Source organism: Flavobacterium agricola (assembly GCF_025919725.1).
GTDB classification, from domain to species: Bacteria; Bacteroidota; Bacteroidia; order Flavobacteriales; family Flavobacteriaceae; genus Flavobacterium; species Flavobacterium agricola.
Genome location: NZ_CP081495.1, coordinates 1383143 through 1400388, shown reverse-complemented (window position 1 = coordinate 1400388; position 17246 = coordinate 1383143). Strand labels below are relative to the sequence as shown.

Genomic DNA, 17246 nt, shown 5'->3' with positions numbered 1-17246 from the left:
TTTTTATGAAAAAAAAACTTAAAAACTATGTATAGAATAGAAAACGACCTAATTGGCGATTTACAAGTGCCAGAAGATGCATATTATGGGGTTCAGACTCAGCGTGCTATGGATAATTTTAACATTACAAACGAAAAGTTAAGTAATTATCCCAATTTCATTAAAGCTTTGGCTTATGTTAAATGGGCAGCAGCTAAAACAAATGCTGAATTAGGAGTTTTAGATCAAAATATTGCCAATGCAATTATTGAAGCAAGTAAAGATGTAATTGCTGGTACATACGATAACCAATTTCCGATTGATATGATTCAGGGCGGAGCAGGAACTTCGACCAACATGAACATTAACGAAGTAATTGCTAATATTGCGTTAGAAAAATTAGGGCACAAAAAAGGAGAAAATCAGTTTTGTTCACCTAACGATCATGTAAACTTATCACAATCTACAAACGATGCATATCCTACGTCAATTAAACTTGCTTTAATTTATTATAATGAAGATTTAATTGGGCATTTAAAACAATTAGCAAGTGCTTTTAGAACTAAAGCAGCTCAATTTGCGCAAGTAATTAAAATGGGTAGAACGCAATTGCAAGATGCAGTACCTATGACGTTAGGCCAAGAATTTGAAGCTTATGCTGTTAGTATTGAAAACGAAATAAAACGTTTAGATGCTAATTCAATTCAATTTTTAGCTATTAATATGGGAGCAACTGCAATTGGTACCGGATTAAACGCAGTACCTGGTTACGCAACTTTATGTGCTAAAAACTTGGCCGAAATTACAAACCGCGCTTTTGTAAAAGCACCAAATTTAATCGAATCAACTCCTGATACAAGCCCTTACGTATTCTATTCTTCGGCCTTAAAAGGTTTAGCTATTAAAATTTCTAAAATTTGTAATGATTTACGCTTACTTTCTTCAGGACCACGTTGCGGATTTAATGAAATTAATTTACCAGCTATGCAACCAGGATCTTCTATTATGCCAGGTAAAGTAAATCCTGTAATTCCAGAAGTAATGAATCAGGTTTGTTTTAAAGTTATTGGTAACGATTTAACGGTATCATTAGCTGCCGAAGCTGGACAATTACAATTAAATGTAATGGAGCCGGTTTTAATGTATTCTGTAGTAGAATCGGTGCAATTATTAGTACGTGGAATTGATACGTTGATTGATAAATGTATTAATGGAATTACAGCAAACGAAGCACATTGTAAAGCAATGGTTTTAAATAGCATCGGAATTGTTACTGCCTTAAATCCTTATATTGGTTATAAAAATTCAACAAAAATTGCGAAAGAAGCTTTAGAAACTGGCGCAAGCGTTTACGATTTAATTATTGAAAAAAATATCTTAACTAAAGAAGCGTTAGATGATATTTTGAATCCTGAAAATATGTTAGGTGTTTCAGAATAAATTAATATTGTAATATTTATATTATATTTAACAAGTTAACCAACGCAATACAAATACTGTTCAAATATTTTTTTGCGTTGGTTGATTATATAATAACCTTTTATCAATTAAGTTCACATTTTATAAACATTTTTAAGTAACATGGCGTATTTTAATACATGTTTTAAATTTGGATTTGGAGTTATAGCAGCACTTGCCTTAACCCCAAATGCAAACGCGCAAAGCCTTTCGTTTACAGATGCCTACAACCAAATGTACAACGAAAATAGTTCTTTAAAAGCCGTGCATAAACAAGACGAAGCCGTTAAGTTTACTGCCAAATCTTTTAAAGGCTTGCGTTATCCTTCAATAAACGCTTACGCGCTAGGCGTAGCTTTCGACCGTAGCTTGGGGTTTGATTTAAATCCAATTCGTAACGGAGCAGCTGGTTTATTGCAATTACCTAATCCTGATGTTTTAGGAGATTGGCAAGTACCAATTACCAAAAAAGAAATGGCTTTTGCCGGGTTTAATGCCTTGTGGCCTATTTTTACAGGAGGTAAGATTAATGCAGCTGTTAAAGCTGGTGCAATTGAAAGTGAAATAGCTGAAAAAGATGTAGTAGGCACTCAAAACCGATTAATTACCGAATTGGCAGAACGTTATTTTCAGGTTAAATTGGCGGACGAGGCTTTCTTGGTACGAAAACAAGTGCTTAAAGGCATGGAAAAACATTTGTATGATGCAACTAAATTGGAAGAAAACGGAATTATTGCTCCGGTAGAAAAACTTTTAGCAAATGTTGCCGTTTCTGAAGCAAATCGTGAAGTACTTGCTGCCGAAAAAGATAAAGCTTTAGCACGCGTTGCTTTAGCAAATACTTTAGAAATGAATGGGATTGATGAAACTTTAACCACCGATTTTTTTACAGCTATCGATGTGCAACCTTTAGATTTTTACAAAAAAAGTGCGATTGAAAATTTTCCTGAATTGCAAAAAATCGCTTTACAAAAAGATTTAGCCGATCAAGGGGTAAAACTTAAACAAGCTATTTATTACCCTAATGTAGTTGCTTTTGGGCAAACAACTTTGTTGCATAACGATCCAATTGGTTTAGGTTTATTAGATTCTTCTAAACAGCGACCATGGATGGTTGGTGTTGGCGTAACGTACAATCTTTTTAGCGGTTTAAAAGGTCAGAATGAATTAAAAGCTGCTAAAGCAACCCGAGAAAGTGTTGATTTTTTAGAAGCGAAAGCTAAGAAAGATGTAGCAACGTTAGTTGAAAAAGTTTATCAAGCACTACAAAAAAGTGAAGATGAAATTAGTAACTTAAAAGTGCAAGAAGAACTGGCTACTGAACTTTTACGTGTGCGTAATTTAGCTTTTATTGAAGGCTTAGCAACTACAACTGATGTTGTTGATGCCGAAAATAACTTATCTGGGGTTAAACTATTAATCTTAAATGCAAAATTTGCTTATACCGTTTCTTTAGCAACATTATTAGAATTAAGTGGACAAAGTAATGAGTTTTTAAAATATACAAACTAAAAAAAGATGAAAAATAAAGTAATAAATGCGCTATTAGGCGTTTTTGTAATTCTTGTAATTTTAGGAGTTTCATTATGGTACATGAGCGCTCCTTCGGTTGCTTATTTACAAGGTCAGGTAGAAGCTACACAAATTAATGTAGCATCTAAAATTCCTGGTAGAATTGAACAAATCTTGGTTAAAGAAGGTGATGTTGTAGAAAACGATCAGTTGTTGGCTGTAATTAGTACGCCAGAAATTGATGCGCAATTAGCTCAAGTAGAAGCTGTACGTACTGCTGCGGAAGCTTTAAATAAAAAAGTTGATGCAGGTGCGCGTTCACAAGAAATTTTAGCTACCTATAACCTTTGGCAACAAGCTAAAGCAGCTTCTGAATTAGCTAAAAAAACATACGATCGTATCGAAAATTTATATAAAGAAAAAGTAGTGCCTGCACAACAACGCGATCAGGCATATACGCAATATCAAGTTGCATTAAATGCAGAAAGTGCGGCTCATGCTAATTACGATATGGTAAAAAGCGGCGCACGTTCAGAAGATAAAGTTGCAGCCAAAGCTCAAGTTAGCCAAGCACAAGATGTGGTAAATGCCGTAAACATTTTAAAAAGTGAAGGCCATGTTAAGGCGCCTCGTAAAGGTGAGGTTTTAACCATTATGCCTAATAGCGGAGAAATTGTAAACATGGGTTATCCAATTATCAACTTAGTTGATTTAGAAGATATTTGGGTGAATTTTAATGTAAAAGAAGTTTTACTTTCTAAATTTAAAATGGGTACAAAGTTTAAAGCCATGATTCCAGGCTTAGATAACCAAGTATTTGAATTTGAAGTAAAATATGTGGCTGCTCAAGGAAATTATGCAACTTGGAATGCAACCAAATCTTTAGGAGATTTTGATATGAAAACGTTTTTAATCAAAGCTTATCCTGTAACTAAAATAGATGGATTAAGACCCGGAATGAGTGCTTTAGTAAATGAAGCAGATTTAAAATAATTTAAACTAAACGTCTGGTTGTGATAAAAAACTTTTTAAATATATTTAAAAACGAATGGATTAAGCTTTTCTCTTCGCCACGTTTGTTGGCGCTTATATTTGGTATTCCATTTTTTGTTTTTATTTATTATTCATCCTTAATGAGCCAAGGCGTACCTACTAAACTTCCCGTAGCTATTTTAGATCAAGACAATACGCCAATTTCTAGGCAATTGGGTTTAATGCTTAATGCAACCGCAACTATTGATTTGGCTTACACGGTAAACGATGAGTTAGAAGGGGAAAGTTTGGTTCGCAGAAACGATGCGTATGCCTTTATTATTATTCCGAAAGATTTTCAGAAAAATATTCAAAAAGGAAACAATTCAACCGTTTCTTGCTTTTATAATGGGCAATATCTTTTATCGGGCGCTATTATCTTAAAAGATTTTCAAACTGTAGCTCAAACTTTTATGGCTGGGGTTGTACTCGAAAAATTAGAGCAAAAGGGATTATCTCCTGGTCAAGCTATGGAATCTATTTTGCCAATTAATATGGATATACACGTTTTGTATAATCCATTTACCAATTATGGCTATTATTTAAATATCGCTTTTATGCCCATGGCATTGCAAATTATGATAATCATTTTCTCAGTTTATACCTTTGGTTTGGTATTAAAACACAAACAAGGAAATGATTTGTTAGATCAAGCCGGTGGAAATATTTACGTAGTTATTTTAGGTAAAATATTGCCTTATACCATTGTGTTTTTTGTTTTAGGCTTTTTTATGAATAGCTTGTTGTATTACAAAAATGGCGTGCCTTTACGTGCTAGCTTTTTTGGTGTAAACTTATTGTTTTTTGTTTTTGTCATTGTTTGTCAGTGTATATCGTTATTTATAGTCTCAATTGCAACAAGCTTTAGAGCAGCCTTAACCATTGGTGGCGATTATGCAGCTTTAGCTTTTTCGTTTGCAGGTTATACATTTCCGGCATTTGGAATGTACAAAATGATAGAATATTTATGTTACGTTTTTCCATTTACCTCGTACATGCGTTTTATTGTAGATTATGCAGTTCGTGGTGTAACATTTAATGATGCACAAAAAGGATATTTAATTGCTTTTGCAGTTTTTGCTGTGTTTGGTGTAATTGGAATACCATTATATCACAGAAGATTAAAGAAAGGAGGATATAATGCTTAAAAAAATATTTAGTTATCTTTCTTTAATTTTTGAAACCGCAAAGAAAGAAACACAGCTTATTTTTAAAGATTCGGCAGTTGTAGAAATTTACATGTTTTTTGTTGTTCTAATCTATTTCTTTTATACTTACGTATATAGCCCAGAAATATTTACAAAATTACCTATTGCTTTTGTAGATGAAGATCAAACAACCGAAACGCTGAAGCTGAAGCGCATGTTAAATGCAACAGAATCTTTAGATATTGCGTACGAAGCTAATAGCTTGTTAGAAGCAAAGTATTTGTTTGAAGAAGGTAAGGTTAACGGAGTTATCTTAATTCCTAAAAACTTTTCTCAAGATCTTCAAAAAAGTGGAACTTCGCCATCAATTGGTATTTATTGTGACGCATCTTATATGTTGTATTACGATAAAACTTTTGAAGCCGTTACTAACGTTTTACAAGCGTATATGGGCGATATTCAGCTAAAACAAACGATGATGAGTGGGGTGCCTATGAAAGAAGCAGTTGCTTCGAGCTCGCCGTTTAGCATTAATGCAACCCCATTGTATAACTTAAACGAGGGTTATGCCATTTTCATTATTCCTGTTGTAATTATTATTGCACTGCAAACGTTACAACTTACCGGAATGGGTGTTTTATACGGAACTTTGCGCGAGCGAAAAACCTTTGTTTCTAACTTTGCAATGGCAAAAGTGAAATTTGGTTATTTCTTTATGACTATTGGGCGATGCTTGCCTTATTTGGTTATATCCATGCTTATGTTATTGCTCGGAATAGAAGTTGTTTTTCATATATTTACCATTCCGCAACGGGGTAATTTATTTGAAATTATGGTTTTCTTAGTTCCTGTTGTTTTGGCCATTACTTTTTTAGGCATGGTTTTAATGAATTTATTTAGAAATCGCGAAGATACCATTATGGTAGTTACCGTTTTTTCAATTCCTTCGTTAATGATGGCTGGGGTTTCATATCCAGTTGTAGCTTATCCTTTATGGATTAAAGTTGTGGCAGTATTTTTTCCGAGTACCATTGCTGTTAAAGGCTTTTTAGCGTTAAGCCAAGCAGGAGCAAGTTTGTTAGAAATTCAAGACATATTCATGCAAATGTGGATGGTTTGTATTTTCTATTTTATCCTTGCTGTTTGGACTAACAGAAAGTTTTTATATAGAGAAGAATAACAATAAAGTTATATAAATTAAAAAAGGCTGAAACATTATGTTTCAGCCTTTTTAATTACTTATTTTTAAATTCTTTTCTGTGTACCAAATAAAATACTACCGGAATCACGGTGAACGATAATAACAAACAACATATTAGTCCGCCCACAATCATTATGGCTAACGGTTTCTGAATTTCAGAACCCATTCCGGTAGATAAAGCTGCTGGTAATAAGCCCATAGAGCCCATTAAAGCAATCATCACAACCGGTCTAATTCTCGATTTTACGCCGTGTTGTATGGCTTCAATCAACTTCATTTTTTGCTGTAAATTATCACGAATCACCCCAATTAAAACAATTCCGTCAATGGTGGCAACTCCAAATAATATAATAAAGCCAATTCCTGCAGAAATACCAAATATGGTATTAGTTACCCATAAAGATAAAAAACCGCCAATAAAAGCAAATGCTAAGGTTAATGCACCAATGCACGTATCTTTCATGTTACCAAAGTTAAAATATAGTAACATTAAAATTAAAGCTAATGAAATAGGAACAACCATTGCCAATTGTTTGGCAGCGCGTTCTTTACTTTCAAATTCACCAGCCCATTCTAAATTATTTGCTTTAGGAAGTTTCACTTCTTTAGCAACAACAGCTTTTGCTTCTTCAATGGTACTGCCTAAATCACGTCCTTCAATGCTAAAACCTACACCAATATAACGGCTGTTATCTTCGCGATAAATAAAAGCAGGACCGGTTTTGTAACTTATGGTAGCAATTTCACTTAAAGGCACATTTTTACCGTTGCTTGTTGGTATTAAAATGTTGCCTATTTTTTCGGGCGTGTCACGGTATTGCTCTTCAAAACGAATAACTACATCAAACATTTTTTCTGCCTCATAAAATGAAGTTGCTGCTTGCCCGCCAATGGTCATTTCAATCACTGCCTGAACTTCAGACATCGGAATACCGTATTTGGCCATTAAATTATCGTGAAGTTGAATACTTAACTCGGGTAAACCTATGTTTTTATATACGTTTACATCGGTAATTCCGCGAACTTTTTTAAGTGCATCACCAACCTGAAATCCGTATTTTTCTAATTCGTACAAATCATCACCAAAAATTTTGACAACTAAAGCACTTTTTACTCCAGCCACATATTCTTCCACATTATCTTGAATAGGTTGGCTAAACCCAAACGTTATTCCTGGATATTGTTCAAGCTTGCTGCGCATTTCTTGAATAATATCTTCTTTAGACATTTTACGTTTCCAATCTTTAGCATCTTTTAACTGCACGTTAAATTCTATATTAAAAAAGCCGGTTGGATCGGTACCATCATTCGGGCGTCCGGTTTGTGTAAAAATATAATCTATTTCATCACAATTTTCCTGAATCAATGTTTTCATTTCCTTTGTTAAACGCATTGATTCGGTTAAGTTGATGCTGTTTGGTAAAGTTGCACGTACATAAATAGCACCTTCGTTTAATTTGGGTAAAAATTCAGATCCGTAAGTTGCAAAACGAGCACCACAAATAACTAAAATAATTCCAAAAACAATTAATGTTCCTTTTTTATGTTTGAATGTATATTGAAATAAATTGTAAATGTTTTTTTGAAAGAAACGTGTTATAAAATTTTCTTTTTCTTCTATGTTCTTCGTAAATAATAATTTACACATAGCAGGCACGTAGGTTAAGCTTAAAATTAAAGAACCTAAAAGGGCGTAAGCCAACGTAAACGCAAGCGGAGAAAACATTTTACCTTCAACCTTTTCAAACGAGAAAATAGGTAATAAAGCTACAATTAAAATAATTAAAGCAAAGAATATGTACGATGCTACGCTACCCGCACTTTTTTTAATGGCTCCTAATTTACTCATTTTAGCAAATCGTTCTGGGCCAACTTTATGCGACATGGTTGCTAGTGCCACAAAAACGGTTTCTACAATAACCAAGGTTCCTTCTAGTAACAAGCCAAAATCTAAAGATCCCATAGAAATTAGATTGGCTGGTAGCCCTTGAATGCGTAACATGATTATTGCAAACAAGAATGCCAACGGAATAACTGAAGCAACAATAAATGTAGATTTCCAGTTGTATAAAAAGATAAAAACAATTAGCGAAACCAATAAAATACCTTCTATCAAGTTTTTAGAAACGGTATAAATGGTGTTGTTTACCAATTGGGTTCTGTCTACCAACTTTTCAATCTGAATGTTTTCAGGTAAAATACGCGTATTTAATTCTTCAATTTTATCTTTAATGCGCGCAATTACTTCTGACGGATTTTCGCCGCGTAATAAAAGCACAATACCTTCAATAATATCTTCGTGTTCGTTGTAGGTTACTTGCCCTAAACGCGGTTTGCTTGAAACCACAACTTCGGCTACGTTTTTAACTAAAACCGGGGTAGAACCGTTTACAGCAATGGTAATATTCCCAATATCTTCTATTTTATCTAATAAACCAATACCGCGAACCACGTATGCTTGTTCGCCTTGCTGAATAATATCACCCCCAACGTTAATGTTGGAATTAGATACCGCCTCGTAAACATCTAAAGGAGATAAATCATAATTTTGTAATTCGATAGGATTGATTCGAATCTCATAAATTTTTTCTTCTCCTCCAAATGAAACTACATCGGCAACACCAGGCACAGATAATAATTCACGTTCAATTACCCAATCTTGCACGGTAGTAACTTCGCGAATGGGTAAATCGCTTTTAATTACGTATCTAAAAATTTCGCCAGTTGCACCAGATGGTGGTTCTATTTCAGAATCAGTTCCTTCGGGTAAATCAATCGTATTTAGTTTATTTGCTACATATTGTTGTGCATAAAAATCGTCAACCGTATCATCAAATTGTACGGTAACCACTGATAAACCAAAAAGAGAAATAGAACGAATGGTTGTTTTGTGCGGAATGCCGTTCATGGCTTTAGAAATTGGTAAGGTTACCATTTTTTCTACTTCTTCAGCGCTACGGCCTTGCCATTGCGTTATGATGCGCGTGTGCGTGTCGGTTACATCAGGAAAAGCTTCAATGGGCGTATGTTTTAAGGCATAAACACCAGCAAACAATAACGCCAAAGTTGCTAACAATATAAATGTTGTGTTACGTAACGAAAAAGTTACGATTGCTTGTACAAACTTTTTCATTCGTTATTTGTTTAGTTCTTCGTATAAAATTAGGGCGTTTTGTGTTACCACTTTTTCATTAGGTTCAAGATTTTCTTTGATATAAGTATATTCCTGATTTTTACCAATAGGATTTACACGTAAGGTTTTTAAATTACAATCATCAATATAAAGTACCACAAAGCTTTTGTTGTTTTCAAAAATAATGGCTTGGTTCGGAATTGCAGTTGCTTCGCCCAACGCATTATCTTTATCAACAATAATATCAGTACGTAAACCTGGTAATAAATTTAAATCGGTGTTTTCTAAAACAATGCGCGCTTTTAAAACATGTTCTTCATCGTCTAAAACGTTGTAAATTTTATCTATTTTACCAGAGTAAAACTTATCTGGATCGGTTAATGTTTTTACTTTTACCGGATTACCTGTTTTGACGTATTTAAGTTCGTTAGGATAAATGTTTACCATTACCCAAACTTCTTTCAGATTTGAAATAGAAAATAACGGATTTTCATCTTCTCCGGTAATGGTTTGCCCAACTGCAATGTTTTTTTGAACAATGTAACCGTTTTTTGGAGCTAAGATTTGAAACATACCATCGCCAGCAGCACGGTATAAATTTAAATTGGCTTTAATTTTTTCGAGTTCAAAAGATGCGTTTTGCAATTCGTATTCGGTTTCTAAAACTTCTGATTTTGCAATTAAGCCATCATCTAAAAGTTCTTTTTTAGAGGTTAATTGTTTTTTTAGTAAAACAACTTGGCCTTCTAAAGCGCGACGCTCCTGCGTTAAATCTTGAATTTCTGTTGATTTTACAACCGCCAAAACTTGTCCTTTTTTTACCGCATCACCTAGCTCAAACTTTACTTCGTCAACCACACCGGTTAGTAAGCTTTTAAAAGCAACTAAATCGTTTTGGTTGTATTCTATTCTGCCCGTTAATACCAATTGTTCCTGAATCGGTCTCATTGCAACAGCAGTAAATGTTGTTGTTTTTTTCATTTGTTCCGACAAACAATATTCGGGTTGAGGTGCTTGATCTGTTTGTTCTTCGTGGTTTTCTGTTTTGCAACTTGCTAAAAATAATAGGGCAGAAGCAAGTAAATATGTTGTTTTTTTCATAATCTAAAAATCTTTTCCAACAATGTATTGTAGTTCTTCAAAAGTATTTAAGTAGTTAACTTGTAATTCTAAAATAGCGTTTTGTGCATCGCGGTACGCTTGGGTAAAATCTATAAATTCTATTAAGGTAACGTCTTTATTTAGCACGTGTTTTTTAAAATTTGCAATCATTTGTTGTTGTTCTTCAAGCTTTGCAGATGGCCATTTGGCTAAGGTGTTTTCGAATGAAGTTAGCTGATTGGTTAATCGGTCTAAAGTTGTTTCTAATTCTATTTCAACCGCTGATTGATTTAGTTTTTCTTGTTCAATAGCAATTTTAGCTGCTTTGCGATTTCCTTTGTTGCTATTTAAAATCGGCAGATCAAAAGCTACCCCAAATCCAACAAAATTGCGCATAATATTACCCGCACGATCGTAAGTAACTTGCAAGGCAACATCTGGAATGCGTTCGGCATTTTCTAATTGCAATTGTTTTTCTGCTTTATGAATTTCGTTGGTTTGTTTCTTGATTTCTATATTACCATTTTTAGCTACTTCTAAAATGTTTAATGGAACTTGTGTAGAAAGTTTTTGTAGGTTATTCGAATTAAAAATCAATTGGTTTAATTGTAACTTTGCATTTTGCGTTAAAACACGTAAGGTTTGTAAATGTTCTAATTGTTCGTTTTGTAGTTCAATTAAATCTTTTTCAACATCAATTAATTCCGACTGAATTCTAAAGTATTCTACTTTAGGTACGTTGTTTAATTGAGCCTGGCGCTCGTATTGTTCACTCATTTGTGTGTAAATAGCAACAATATTTTGTAACTGATTTTCTTGCTGAGTGATGCTGTTTAAACTGTTAAACGTTTGTCGAAGTTCTTTTTTAAGTTCGCGCAACAATTCTTCATATTCATATAAAGCATCGTTTTTCTCAAGCTTTTTTAAGGTTACTCGTTTTTTACGTTTGCCGGCTGTAGCAATCATTTGTTCTAATTCTACGTGCAATTGCTTTGGGTTACCTTTCTTACCGATTAATGGAATTACATCTTCTTCTAAGGTTGAATTGGTCCAAAAATTTACCTCGGCAATACTTAGGTTGGGGTTGTCCCAAAGTTTTTCTTGAATTATTTCGGCATCTGCTTTACTAATTTCAAGATTGGTAGCAATTAAAGTTGCATTAGTGGTTAGAAATTGCGCTTCTAAATCTTTTACTGTAAACTGCTGCGCCCAAAGCGAACCAGCAAGTGCATTGTAGCAAATGAATACCAGTAAATAGTTCAGTTTTTTCATAAAAAAAGTTTTAACAAAAGTAGTTATGCAACATTAGTAAGATTTAAATCCAAGATTAGAAATAGATTAAACTTGAGTGCTTTTTTTATCTATTATTAATTCGATGCAAGTACCTTTTGGCGTGTTGTTTTTAATAGTTAGTGCTATGTGATGTAGTTTTAAAATTACCTGAGCAATAGATAAACCGATGCCTTTACCATCAAAATTTTGTGTGTTTTGTCCGCGGTAAAAGTTTTGCATTATTTTATTTAAATCGTTTTCCGGAATGCCAATGCCATGATCAATAATAAAAATGCTTACGGTATTTTCATTTTCTTCTAACTTAATAATAACCAGATCATTATTGCTGTATTTTATAGCATTACTAACCAAGTTGTTTATGGCTAAATGTAGCAATTGTGCATTGGCATTAATTTGTAAAACATCGGGGTTTGTTACGTTTATGGCTACCTCAATGGTTGCTTTATGATATAAAATGGCTTGTTCTACCACTTCCCAAATAATTTCGTCAATACGAATGGGTTTAAATTCAAACGTTGTTTTTGCTCCCGATAACAGCATCATATTATCAATGGTATGTTCTAATTCAACTACATATTGTTTTAAAACGTGAATTGTTTCTCGATATTCTATTGGAGTTCTATCTTTTGTATTGGTAACTTCTAAAGTGCCTAAAAGTGCGGTAATTGGTGTTCTAATTTCGTGCGAAACATAATCAATAAAGTTTTTTTGCACTTGAAAGGTTTGATCGATTCGATTCACAAAAACATTGTATGCCGAAACTAAATCGGTTATTTCGGTATATTGGTCAGTAGTTACAATTGGCTCTGTAAAGTTTTGGTTGTTTTTGTTTTTTATTTGATTGATGATGTTGGTTAATGGTTTAAATGCCCAACGGCCTAAAAATAAGGAAGAAAAGAATATTACAATCATTCCAACAAGGCTAACTAAAAACAAAACTTCTAAAAGTAATTTAGAATTAGCATTAAATTCGTTTTTGGTTTCGCGCGCAATAACCACAAAATCCCCTTCGTTGTCCTGATAAAAAACAGCCGAATAAAAAAAATGATCGGTAATTAAGTTTTGTTTTTTATTGCTTCGAACATCATCTAAAAAAGCAATATCAATTTCGTTTGATTCGCTCATTTCTCCACGTTCTAAAACATTATTCATGTTGTACAACGCAATGTGCGATTTAGAAATAGATTCTTTTAATTTACTACTTGTAAAGTTTTTTTCTACTTCCGATTGTTCGTCATGTTCTAAATAATAAATGGCAGCAAGCAAAGCTTTGTTTTCTAGCGTTTCTAACTTTTCATGCTCCATCCAATTGTAAAAAATTACGTAAATAATGGCAGATGCTATAAAAATTAAAAGCGTAAAAATTAAGGCCGAATAGCTGGCTAATCTGTATTTTAAGTTCATTGTTTTAAGCTTTAAACATATAACCAACGCCTTTTACGGTAATAATATATGGATTCTCCGGATTATCTACCTTATTACGAATGTACGAGATATATACATCTACCACATTGGTTTGGTTGTTAAAGGTAATACCCCAAACGGCGTTCAAGATTTGTACGCGGTTACGGTTTTGTTTTTATTTTCTATTAAATAATTTAATAGTTTGTATTCTCGGGGTGATAGCACAACTTCGGTTCCGTTTTTGTAAACTTTGTACTGATCTTGATCTATAATTAAATCTCCAATGGTTGTTACAGCCGATTTTTGCTCGTAGTTTTGGTACTGATTACGGCGGGTTAATGCTTTTATTCGCGACAATAATTCATCAAAATGAAAAGGTTTGGTTAAATAATCATCCGCACCATAATCTAAGGCAGAAACTTTATCGTTTACTGAGTTTAAAGCGCTAAGCATTAAAATAGGACTATAAACTTTTTTAAAACGTAAGGTTTGTACCAACTGAATGCCATCTATTCCGGGTAACATTACATCACAAATTATTAAATCCCAGGTTATGTTGGTGTAATGATCTAAAACATCTTCGGCAGATTTGCATAGCGTAACAAAGTTTCCGTTTTCTTCTAAGCCTTTGGTTAAAAAATCACTAATTCTTTTATCATCTTCTACAACTAATATTTGCATAATAAATAGGTATTAATAGTCAAAGGTATTGGTTCTTTACGTTCTGTGGGGTGAAGGTTATTTTTTTAATGCACTTTTAATGTAGTAACAACTTTATTTTTTTTAAAATATTGTAAGAATTTTAGTTGTTAACAAAAAAAGCTTTCGCATTGCGAAAGCTTTTTTTATTCTAATTTATTTTTAAAACTTAAGTTTTTATTGTTGTCTAAATAAATAATTAAGTTTCCTTCTTTTTGTTCTAAACGTACAATTTTTTGTTTTGGGTAGTTGGTTTTTACTTGTTCGCGAATATGTGGCGGAAGTGAATCTAAAGTTGCAACCCCGTCTGGCGTGTAGTTTTTAAGCCAATGACCATCTTCATCAAATTCAATCACCCAAAAATCATAATGCACTTCAAAAGTTTTGTTCCATAAAACTTTTTTATATCCTGCTTTTACAATGGTATCGTTAGGATATTTATTTAAAATATATATTTGAGCATTTAGGGGCAAATGCTTTATTTTTTTCTCATTATTTAAACCTTTGCTGCTTTCAATATTGTCTTGAGCAAAACAAATTGGAGAAATAATAAATAAAAAAACAAATAAAATTTTTCTCATAAAATTTAGTGGTAAATATTAGTGCAAATATATTTTTTTAAACGTCACAATCTAAATTATTTTTAGTTATTAATTTTTTATCAAAATCTAACATTTCTGGTGTCGCACCTATATAATCTTCTTCATACAACTGCTGTGTTTTGATGTTAAAAAAATATGTGCTTATAACGGTGTTTTTGTCAGCATAGGTTTCTAAAACCGTATATTTAATTAATTCACCTTCTTTTTTAACAACAACATGTAAGCCCGTTCCGCCATTTTGTTTTATGCTGGCATCTAAACCTTCGGTATCTTTTTTGAATGTTTTAGATGAATTTAACAAGGTTAAATAATAGGTTTCGCAGGCCGTTTTAGTTTCATCAACCAGAAACTGATCTTTTTCTGTTTCAGTATTTTCTAATACAGTACCAGTTGTAATTTCTGTTTCCGCATTATTAGTTGATTCTTCTGTAAATTCTGCTTCTTTTTTAGAATTACACGAAGCGATAAGACCAACGATTAAAAATAAAAAGATTGTTTTTTTCATAATATATAGCAAAAAAGCTGCCAAAGTAATTTGTAGCTTGGTTTGTTTAAAAAATTATTCGGTATCTAATAAAATATCTAGAATAGAAATGGCTGCATCAGCAATTTTTGTTCCTGGTCCAAATACAGCAACTGCCCCCGCATCAAACAAATATTGGTAATCTTGCGCCGGAATAACACCGCCAACAATAACCATAATATCTTCGCGATTTAGCTTTTTAAGTTCTTCAATAACTTGCGGAACTAAGGTTTTATGCCCAGCAGCTAATGACGAAACGCCTAATATATGCACATCGTTTTCTGCCGCTTGTTTGGCAGCTTCGGCCGGGGTTTGAAATAAAGGCCCCATATCTACGTCAAAACCTACATCGGCATAACCGGTTGCTACAACTTTTGCTCCACGATCGTGACCGTCTTGCCCCATTTTAGCAATCATAATGCGCGGACGACGCCCTTCTAATTTTGCAAATTCGTTGGCTAAGTTCTTCGCTTTTTCAAAGCTTTCGTTATTTTTGATTTCTTTGCTGTACACGCCGCTAAACGATTTAATTTGTGCTTTATAACGTCCGTAAACAACTTCTAATGCGTCAGAAATTTCGCCTAAAGTTGCACGATTCTCAGCAGCTTCAACCGCAATTTCTAATAAATTGCCATTACCTGTTTTTGCAGCTTCAGTTAATTTAGTTAAGCTAGCTTGAACTTTATCGTTGTTACGAGTCGATTTTATATGGTTTAAACGTTCAATTTGTTGTTGTCGTACAATTTGATTGTCAACTTCTAAAATTTGTAACGGATCTTCTTTTTCTAATCGGTATTGGTTAACGCCAACAATAATATCTTGGCCCGAATCAATTCGTGCTTGTTTGCGGGCTGCAGCTTCTTCAATTCGAAGTTTTGGAATGCCAGATTCAATCGCTTTTGTCATGCCGCCTAAGCTTTCAACTTCTTCAATTAAAACCCAAGCTTTCTGTGCAATTTCATGCGTTAAAGATTCTACATAATAACTACCAGCCCACGGATCAACCGTTTTGGTAATTTTTGTTTCTTCTTGTAAGTAAATTTGCGTGTTACGTGCAATACGTGCCGAAAAATCGGTTGGTAAAGCAATGGCTTCGTCTAAAGCATTGGTATGCAACGATTGCGTACCTCCAAAGGCTGCCGCTGCTGCCTCAATAGCTGTTCGGGCAACGTTGTTAAACGGATCTTGCTCGGTTAAGCTCCAGCCAGAAGTTTGGCAATGCGTACGTAAAGCTAAAGATTTGTCATTTTCAGGATTAAATTGTCTTAACAACTTAGCCCATAACATACGTGCTGCACGCATTTTGGCAATTTCCATAAAATGATTCATTCCAATTGCCCAGAAAAATGAAAGGCGAGGAGCAAAGTCATCTATTTTCATTCCGGCAGCTAAACCAGTTCGAATATATTCTAAGCCGTCGGCCAAGGTGTAAGCCAACTCAATATCGGCTGTTGCACCAGCTTCTTGCATGTGGTAACCCGAAATAGAAATTGAGTTGAATTTGGGCATATTTTGACTGGTATATTCAAATATATCAGCAATAATTTTCATAGACGGAGTAGGTGGGTAAATGTAGGTGTTACGCACCATAAATTCTTTTAAAATATCGTTCTGAATGGTTCCAGAAAGTAATTTTTTATCAACGCCTTGTTCTTTAGCTGCAACAATATAAAAAGCCATAATGGGTAAAACAGCACCGTTCATGGTCATTGAAACAGACATTTCGTTTAGGGGAATTTGATCGAAAAGAATTTTCATATCTTCTACCGAATCAATAGCAACACCGGCTTTACCAACATCCCCAACCACGCGTTCATGATCTGAATCATATCCGCGATGCGTAGCTAAATCAAACGCAACTGATAATCCTTTTTGCCCTGCAGCTAGGTTGCGACGGTAAAATGCATTTGATTCTTCTGCCGTTGAAAAACCTGCGTATTGACGAATGGTCCACGGCCTGCGAACGTACATGGTTGAATAAGGCCCACGTAAATTAGGTGCAATGCCGGAAGCAAAACCAAGATGTTCTAATTGGTCTAAATCGGTTGCTGTATAAGTTTGTTTCACATCAATTCCTTCTGCAGTGGTAAACAATGTTGTGTTTGCTGCAGTTATTGGTGATGTTGAAAGTTGTATATTTTGAATGTTTTTTCTCATAACC

14 protein-coding genes are annotated in these 17246 nt (G+C 33.9%); 5 read left to right on the top strand and 9 right to left on the bottom strand.

Features of this window, described 5'->3' with window-relative positions; all coding sequences use genetic code 11:
- Window positions 1-27: 27 nt before the first annotated feature.
- The 5 genes from aspA to K5I29_RS07005 all read left to right on the top strand — a co-directional run bounded on the left by aspA (window position 28) and on the right by K5I29_RS07005 (window position 6309).
- Window positions 28-1419 carry an aspartate ammonia-lyase gene (aspA, locus tag K5I29_RS07025; protein ID WP_264431952.1) on the top strand — a complete coding sequence of 464 codons (1392 nt, stop codon included), beginning with the start codon at window positions 28-30 and terminating at the stop codon, window positions 1417-1419.
- A gap of 141 nt (window positions 1420-1560) precedes the next feature.
- A complete protein-coding gene (locus K5I29_RS07020; protein ID WP_264431951.1) occupies window positions 1561-2949 on the top strand; it encodes a TolC family protein in 1389 nt (462 codons plus the stop codon).
- A gap of 6 nt (window positions 2950-2955) precedes the next feature.
- Window positions 2956-3942: an HlyD family secretion protein gene (locus tag K5I29_RS07015; protein WP_264431949.1), complete on the top strand. Its 987-nt coding sequence runs from the start codon at window positions 2956-2958 to the stop codon at window positions 3940-3942.
- 20 nt (window positions 3943-3962) lie between these two features.
- Window positions 3963-5129 (top strand): ABC transporter permease, encoded by a 1167-nt coding sequence (locus tag K5I29_RS07010; RefSeq protein WP_264431948.1) that lies wholly within the window; start codon window positions 3963-3965, stop codon window positions 5127-5129.
- Window positions 5122-6309, top strand: coding sequence for an ABC transporter permease (locus K5I29_RS07005; protein ID WP_264431947.1), 1188 nt, complete (start codon window positions 5122-5124; stop codon window positions 6307-6309). The genes K5I29_RS07010 and K5I29_RS07005 overlap by 8 nt, the downstream gene beginning before the upstream one ends.
- 55 nt (window positions 6310-6364) lie before the next feature.
- Here K5I29_RS07005 and K5I29_RS07000 read toward each other — a convergent pair whose 3' ends face one another.
- The 9 genes from K5I29_RS07000 to scpA all read right to left on the bottom strand — a co-directional run bounded on the left by K5I29_RS07000 (window position 6365) and on the right by scpA (window position 17242).
- Window positions 6365-9463, bottom strand: coding sequence for an efflux RND transporter permease subunit (locus K5I29_RS07000; protein WP_264431946.1), 3099 nt, complete (start codon window positions 9461-9463; stop codon window positions 6365-6367).
- 3 nt (window positions 9464-9466) lie between these two features.
- Window positions 9467-10564 carry an efflux RND transporter periplasmic adaptor subunit gene (locus K5I29_RS06995; RefSeq protein WP_264431942.1) on the bottom strand — a complete coding sequence of 366 codons (1098 nt, stop codon included), beginning with the start codon at window positions 10562-10564 and terminating at the stop codon, window positions 9467-9469.
- Between the two features lie 3 nt (window positions 10565-10567).
- The gene (locus K5I29_RS06990) at window positions 10568-11836 is read right to left on the bottom strand and encodes a TolC family protein (protein ID WP_264431940.1); all 1269 of its coding nucleotides are present in this window, start codon (window positions 11834-11836) and stop codon (window positions 10568-10570) included.
- Between the two features lie 66 nt (window positions 11837-11902).
- Entirely contained in the window at window positions 11903-13261 is a 1359-nt protein-coding gene (locus tag K5I29_RS06985; RefSeq protein ID WP_264431938.1) for a sensor histidine kinase, read from the bottom strand.
- 4 nt (window positions 13262-13265) lie between these two features.
- Window positions 13266-13409 carry a winged helix-turn-helix domain-containing protein gene (locus K5I29_RS06980; protein ID WP_264431936.1) on the bottom strand — a complete coding sequence of 48 codons (144 nt, stop codon included), beginning with the start codon at window positions 13407-13409 and terminating at the stop codon, window positions 13266-13268.
- Window positions 13406-13942, bottom strand: coding sequence for a response regulator transcription factor (locus tag K5I29_RS06975; RefSeq protein ID WP_264431935.1), 537 nt, complete (start codon window positions 13940-13942; stop codon window positions 13406-13408). Before K5I29_RS06975 ends, K5I29_RS06980 begins: the two co-directional genes overlap by 4 nt.
- A 164-nt stretch (window positions 13943-14106) precedes the next feature.
- Window positions 14107-14541 (bottom strand): PepSY-like domain-containing protein, encoded by a 435-nt coding sequence (locus tag K5I29_RS06970; protein WP_264431933.1) that lies wholly within the window; start codon window positions 14539-14541, stop codon window positions 14107-14109.
- Window positions 14542-14578: 37 nt separating this feature from the next.
- Complete coding sequence (locus K5I29_RS06965; protein ID WP_264431931.1) at window positions 14579-15067, bottom strand: hypothetical protein; 489 nt, start codon at window positions 15065-15067, stop codon at window positions 14579-14581.
- Between the two features lie 54 nt (window positions 15068-15121).
- Entirely contained in the window at window positions 15122-17242 is a 2121-nt protein-coding gene (gene scpA, locus K5I29_RS06960; protein ID WP_264431929.1) for a methylmalonyl-CoA mutase, read from the bottom strand.
- Window positions 17243-17246: the final 4 nt, after the last annotated feature.

What these genes read in the sequence shown, in the direction of transcription:
- K5I29_RS06995 (WP_264431942.1), bottom strand. Translation starts at nt 10,564, where the DNA reads ATGAAAAAAACAACATATTTACTTGCTTCTGCCCTATTATTTTTAGCA.
- scpA (WP_264431929.1), bottom strand. Translation starts at nt 17,242, where the DNA reads ATGAGAAAAAACATTCAAAATATACAACTTTCAACATCACCAATAACT.
- aspA (WP_264431952.1), top strand. Translation starts at nt 28, where the DNA reads ATGTATAGAATAGAAAACGACCTAATTGGCGATTTACAAGTGCCAGAA.
- K5I29_RS06990 (WP_264431940.1), bottom strand. Translation starts at nt 11,836, where the DNA reads ATGAAAAAACTGAACTATTTACTGGTATTCATTTGCTACAATGCACTT.
- K5I29_RS07000 (WP_264431946.1), bottom strand. Translation starts at nt 9,463, where the DNA reads ATGAAAAAGTTTGTACAAGCAATCGTAACTTTTTCGTTACGTAACACA.
- K5I29_RS06985 (WP_264431938.1), bottom strand. Translation starts at nt 13,261, where the DNA reads ATGAACTTAAAATACAGATTAGCCAGCTATTCGGCCTTAATTTTTACG.
- K5I29_RS06975 (WP_264431935.1), bottom strand. Translation starts at nt 13,942, where the DNA reads ATGCAAATATTAGTTGTAGAAGATGATAAAAGAATTAGTGATTTTTTA.
- K5I29_RS07020 (WP_264431951.1), top strand. Translation starts at nt 1,561, where the DNA reads ATGGCGTATTTTAATACATGTTTTAAATTTGGATTTGGAGTTATAGCA.
- K5I29_RS07015 (WP_264431949.1), top strand. Translation starts at nt 2,956, where the DNA reads ATGAAAAATAAAGTAATAAATGCGCTATTAGGCGTTTTTGTAATTCTT.
- K5I29_RS06970 (WP_264431933.1), bottom strand. Translation starts at nt 14,541, where the DNA reads ATGAGAAAAATTTTATTTGTTTTTTTATTTATTATTTCTCCAATTTGT.
- K5I29_RS06965 (WP_264431931.1), bottom strand. Translation starts at nt 15,067, where the DNA reads ATGAAAAAAACAATCTTTTTATTTTTAATCGTTGGTCTTATCGCTTCG.
- K5I29_RS07005 (WP_264431947.1), top strand. Translation starts at nt 5,122, where the DNA reads ATGCTTAAAAAAATATTTAGTTATCTTTCTTTAATTTTTGAAACCGCA.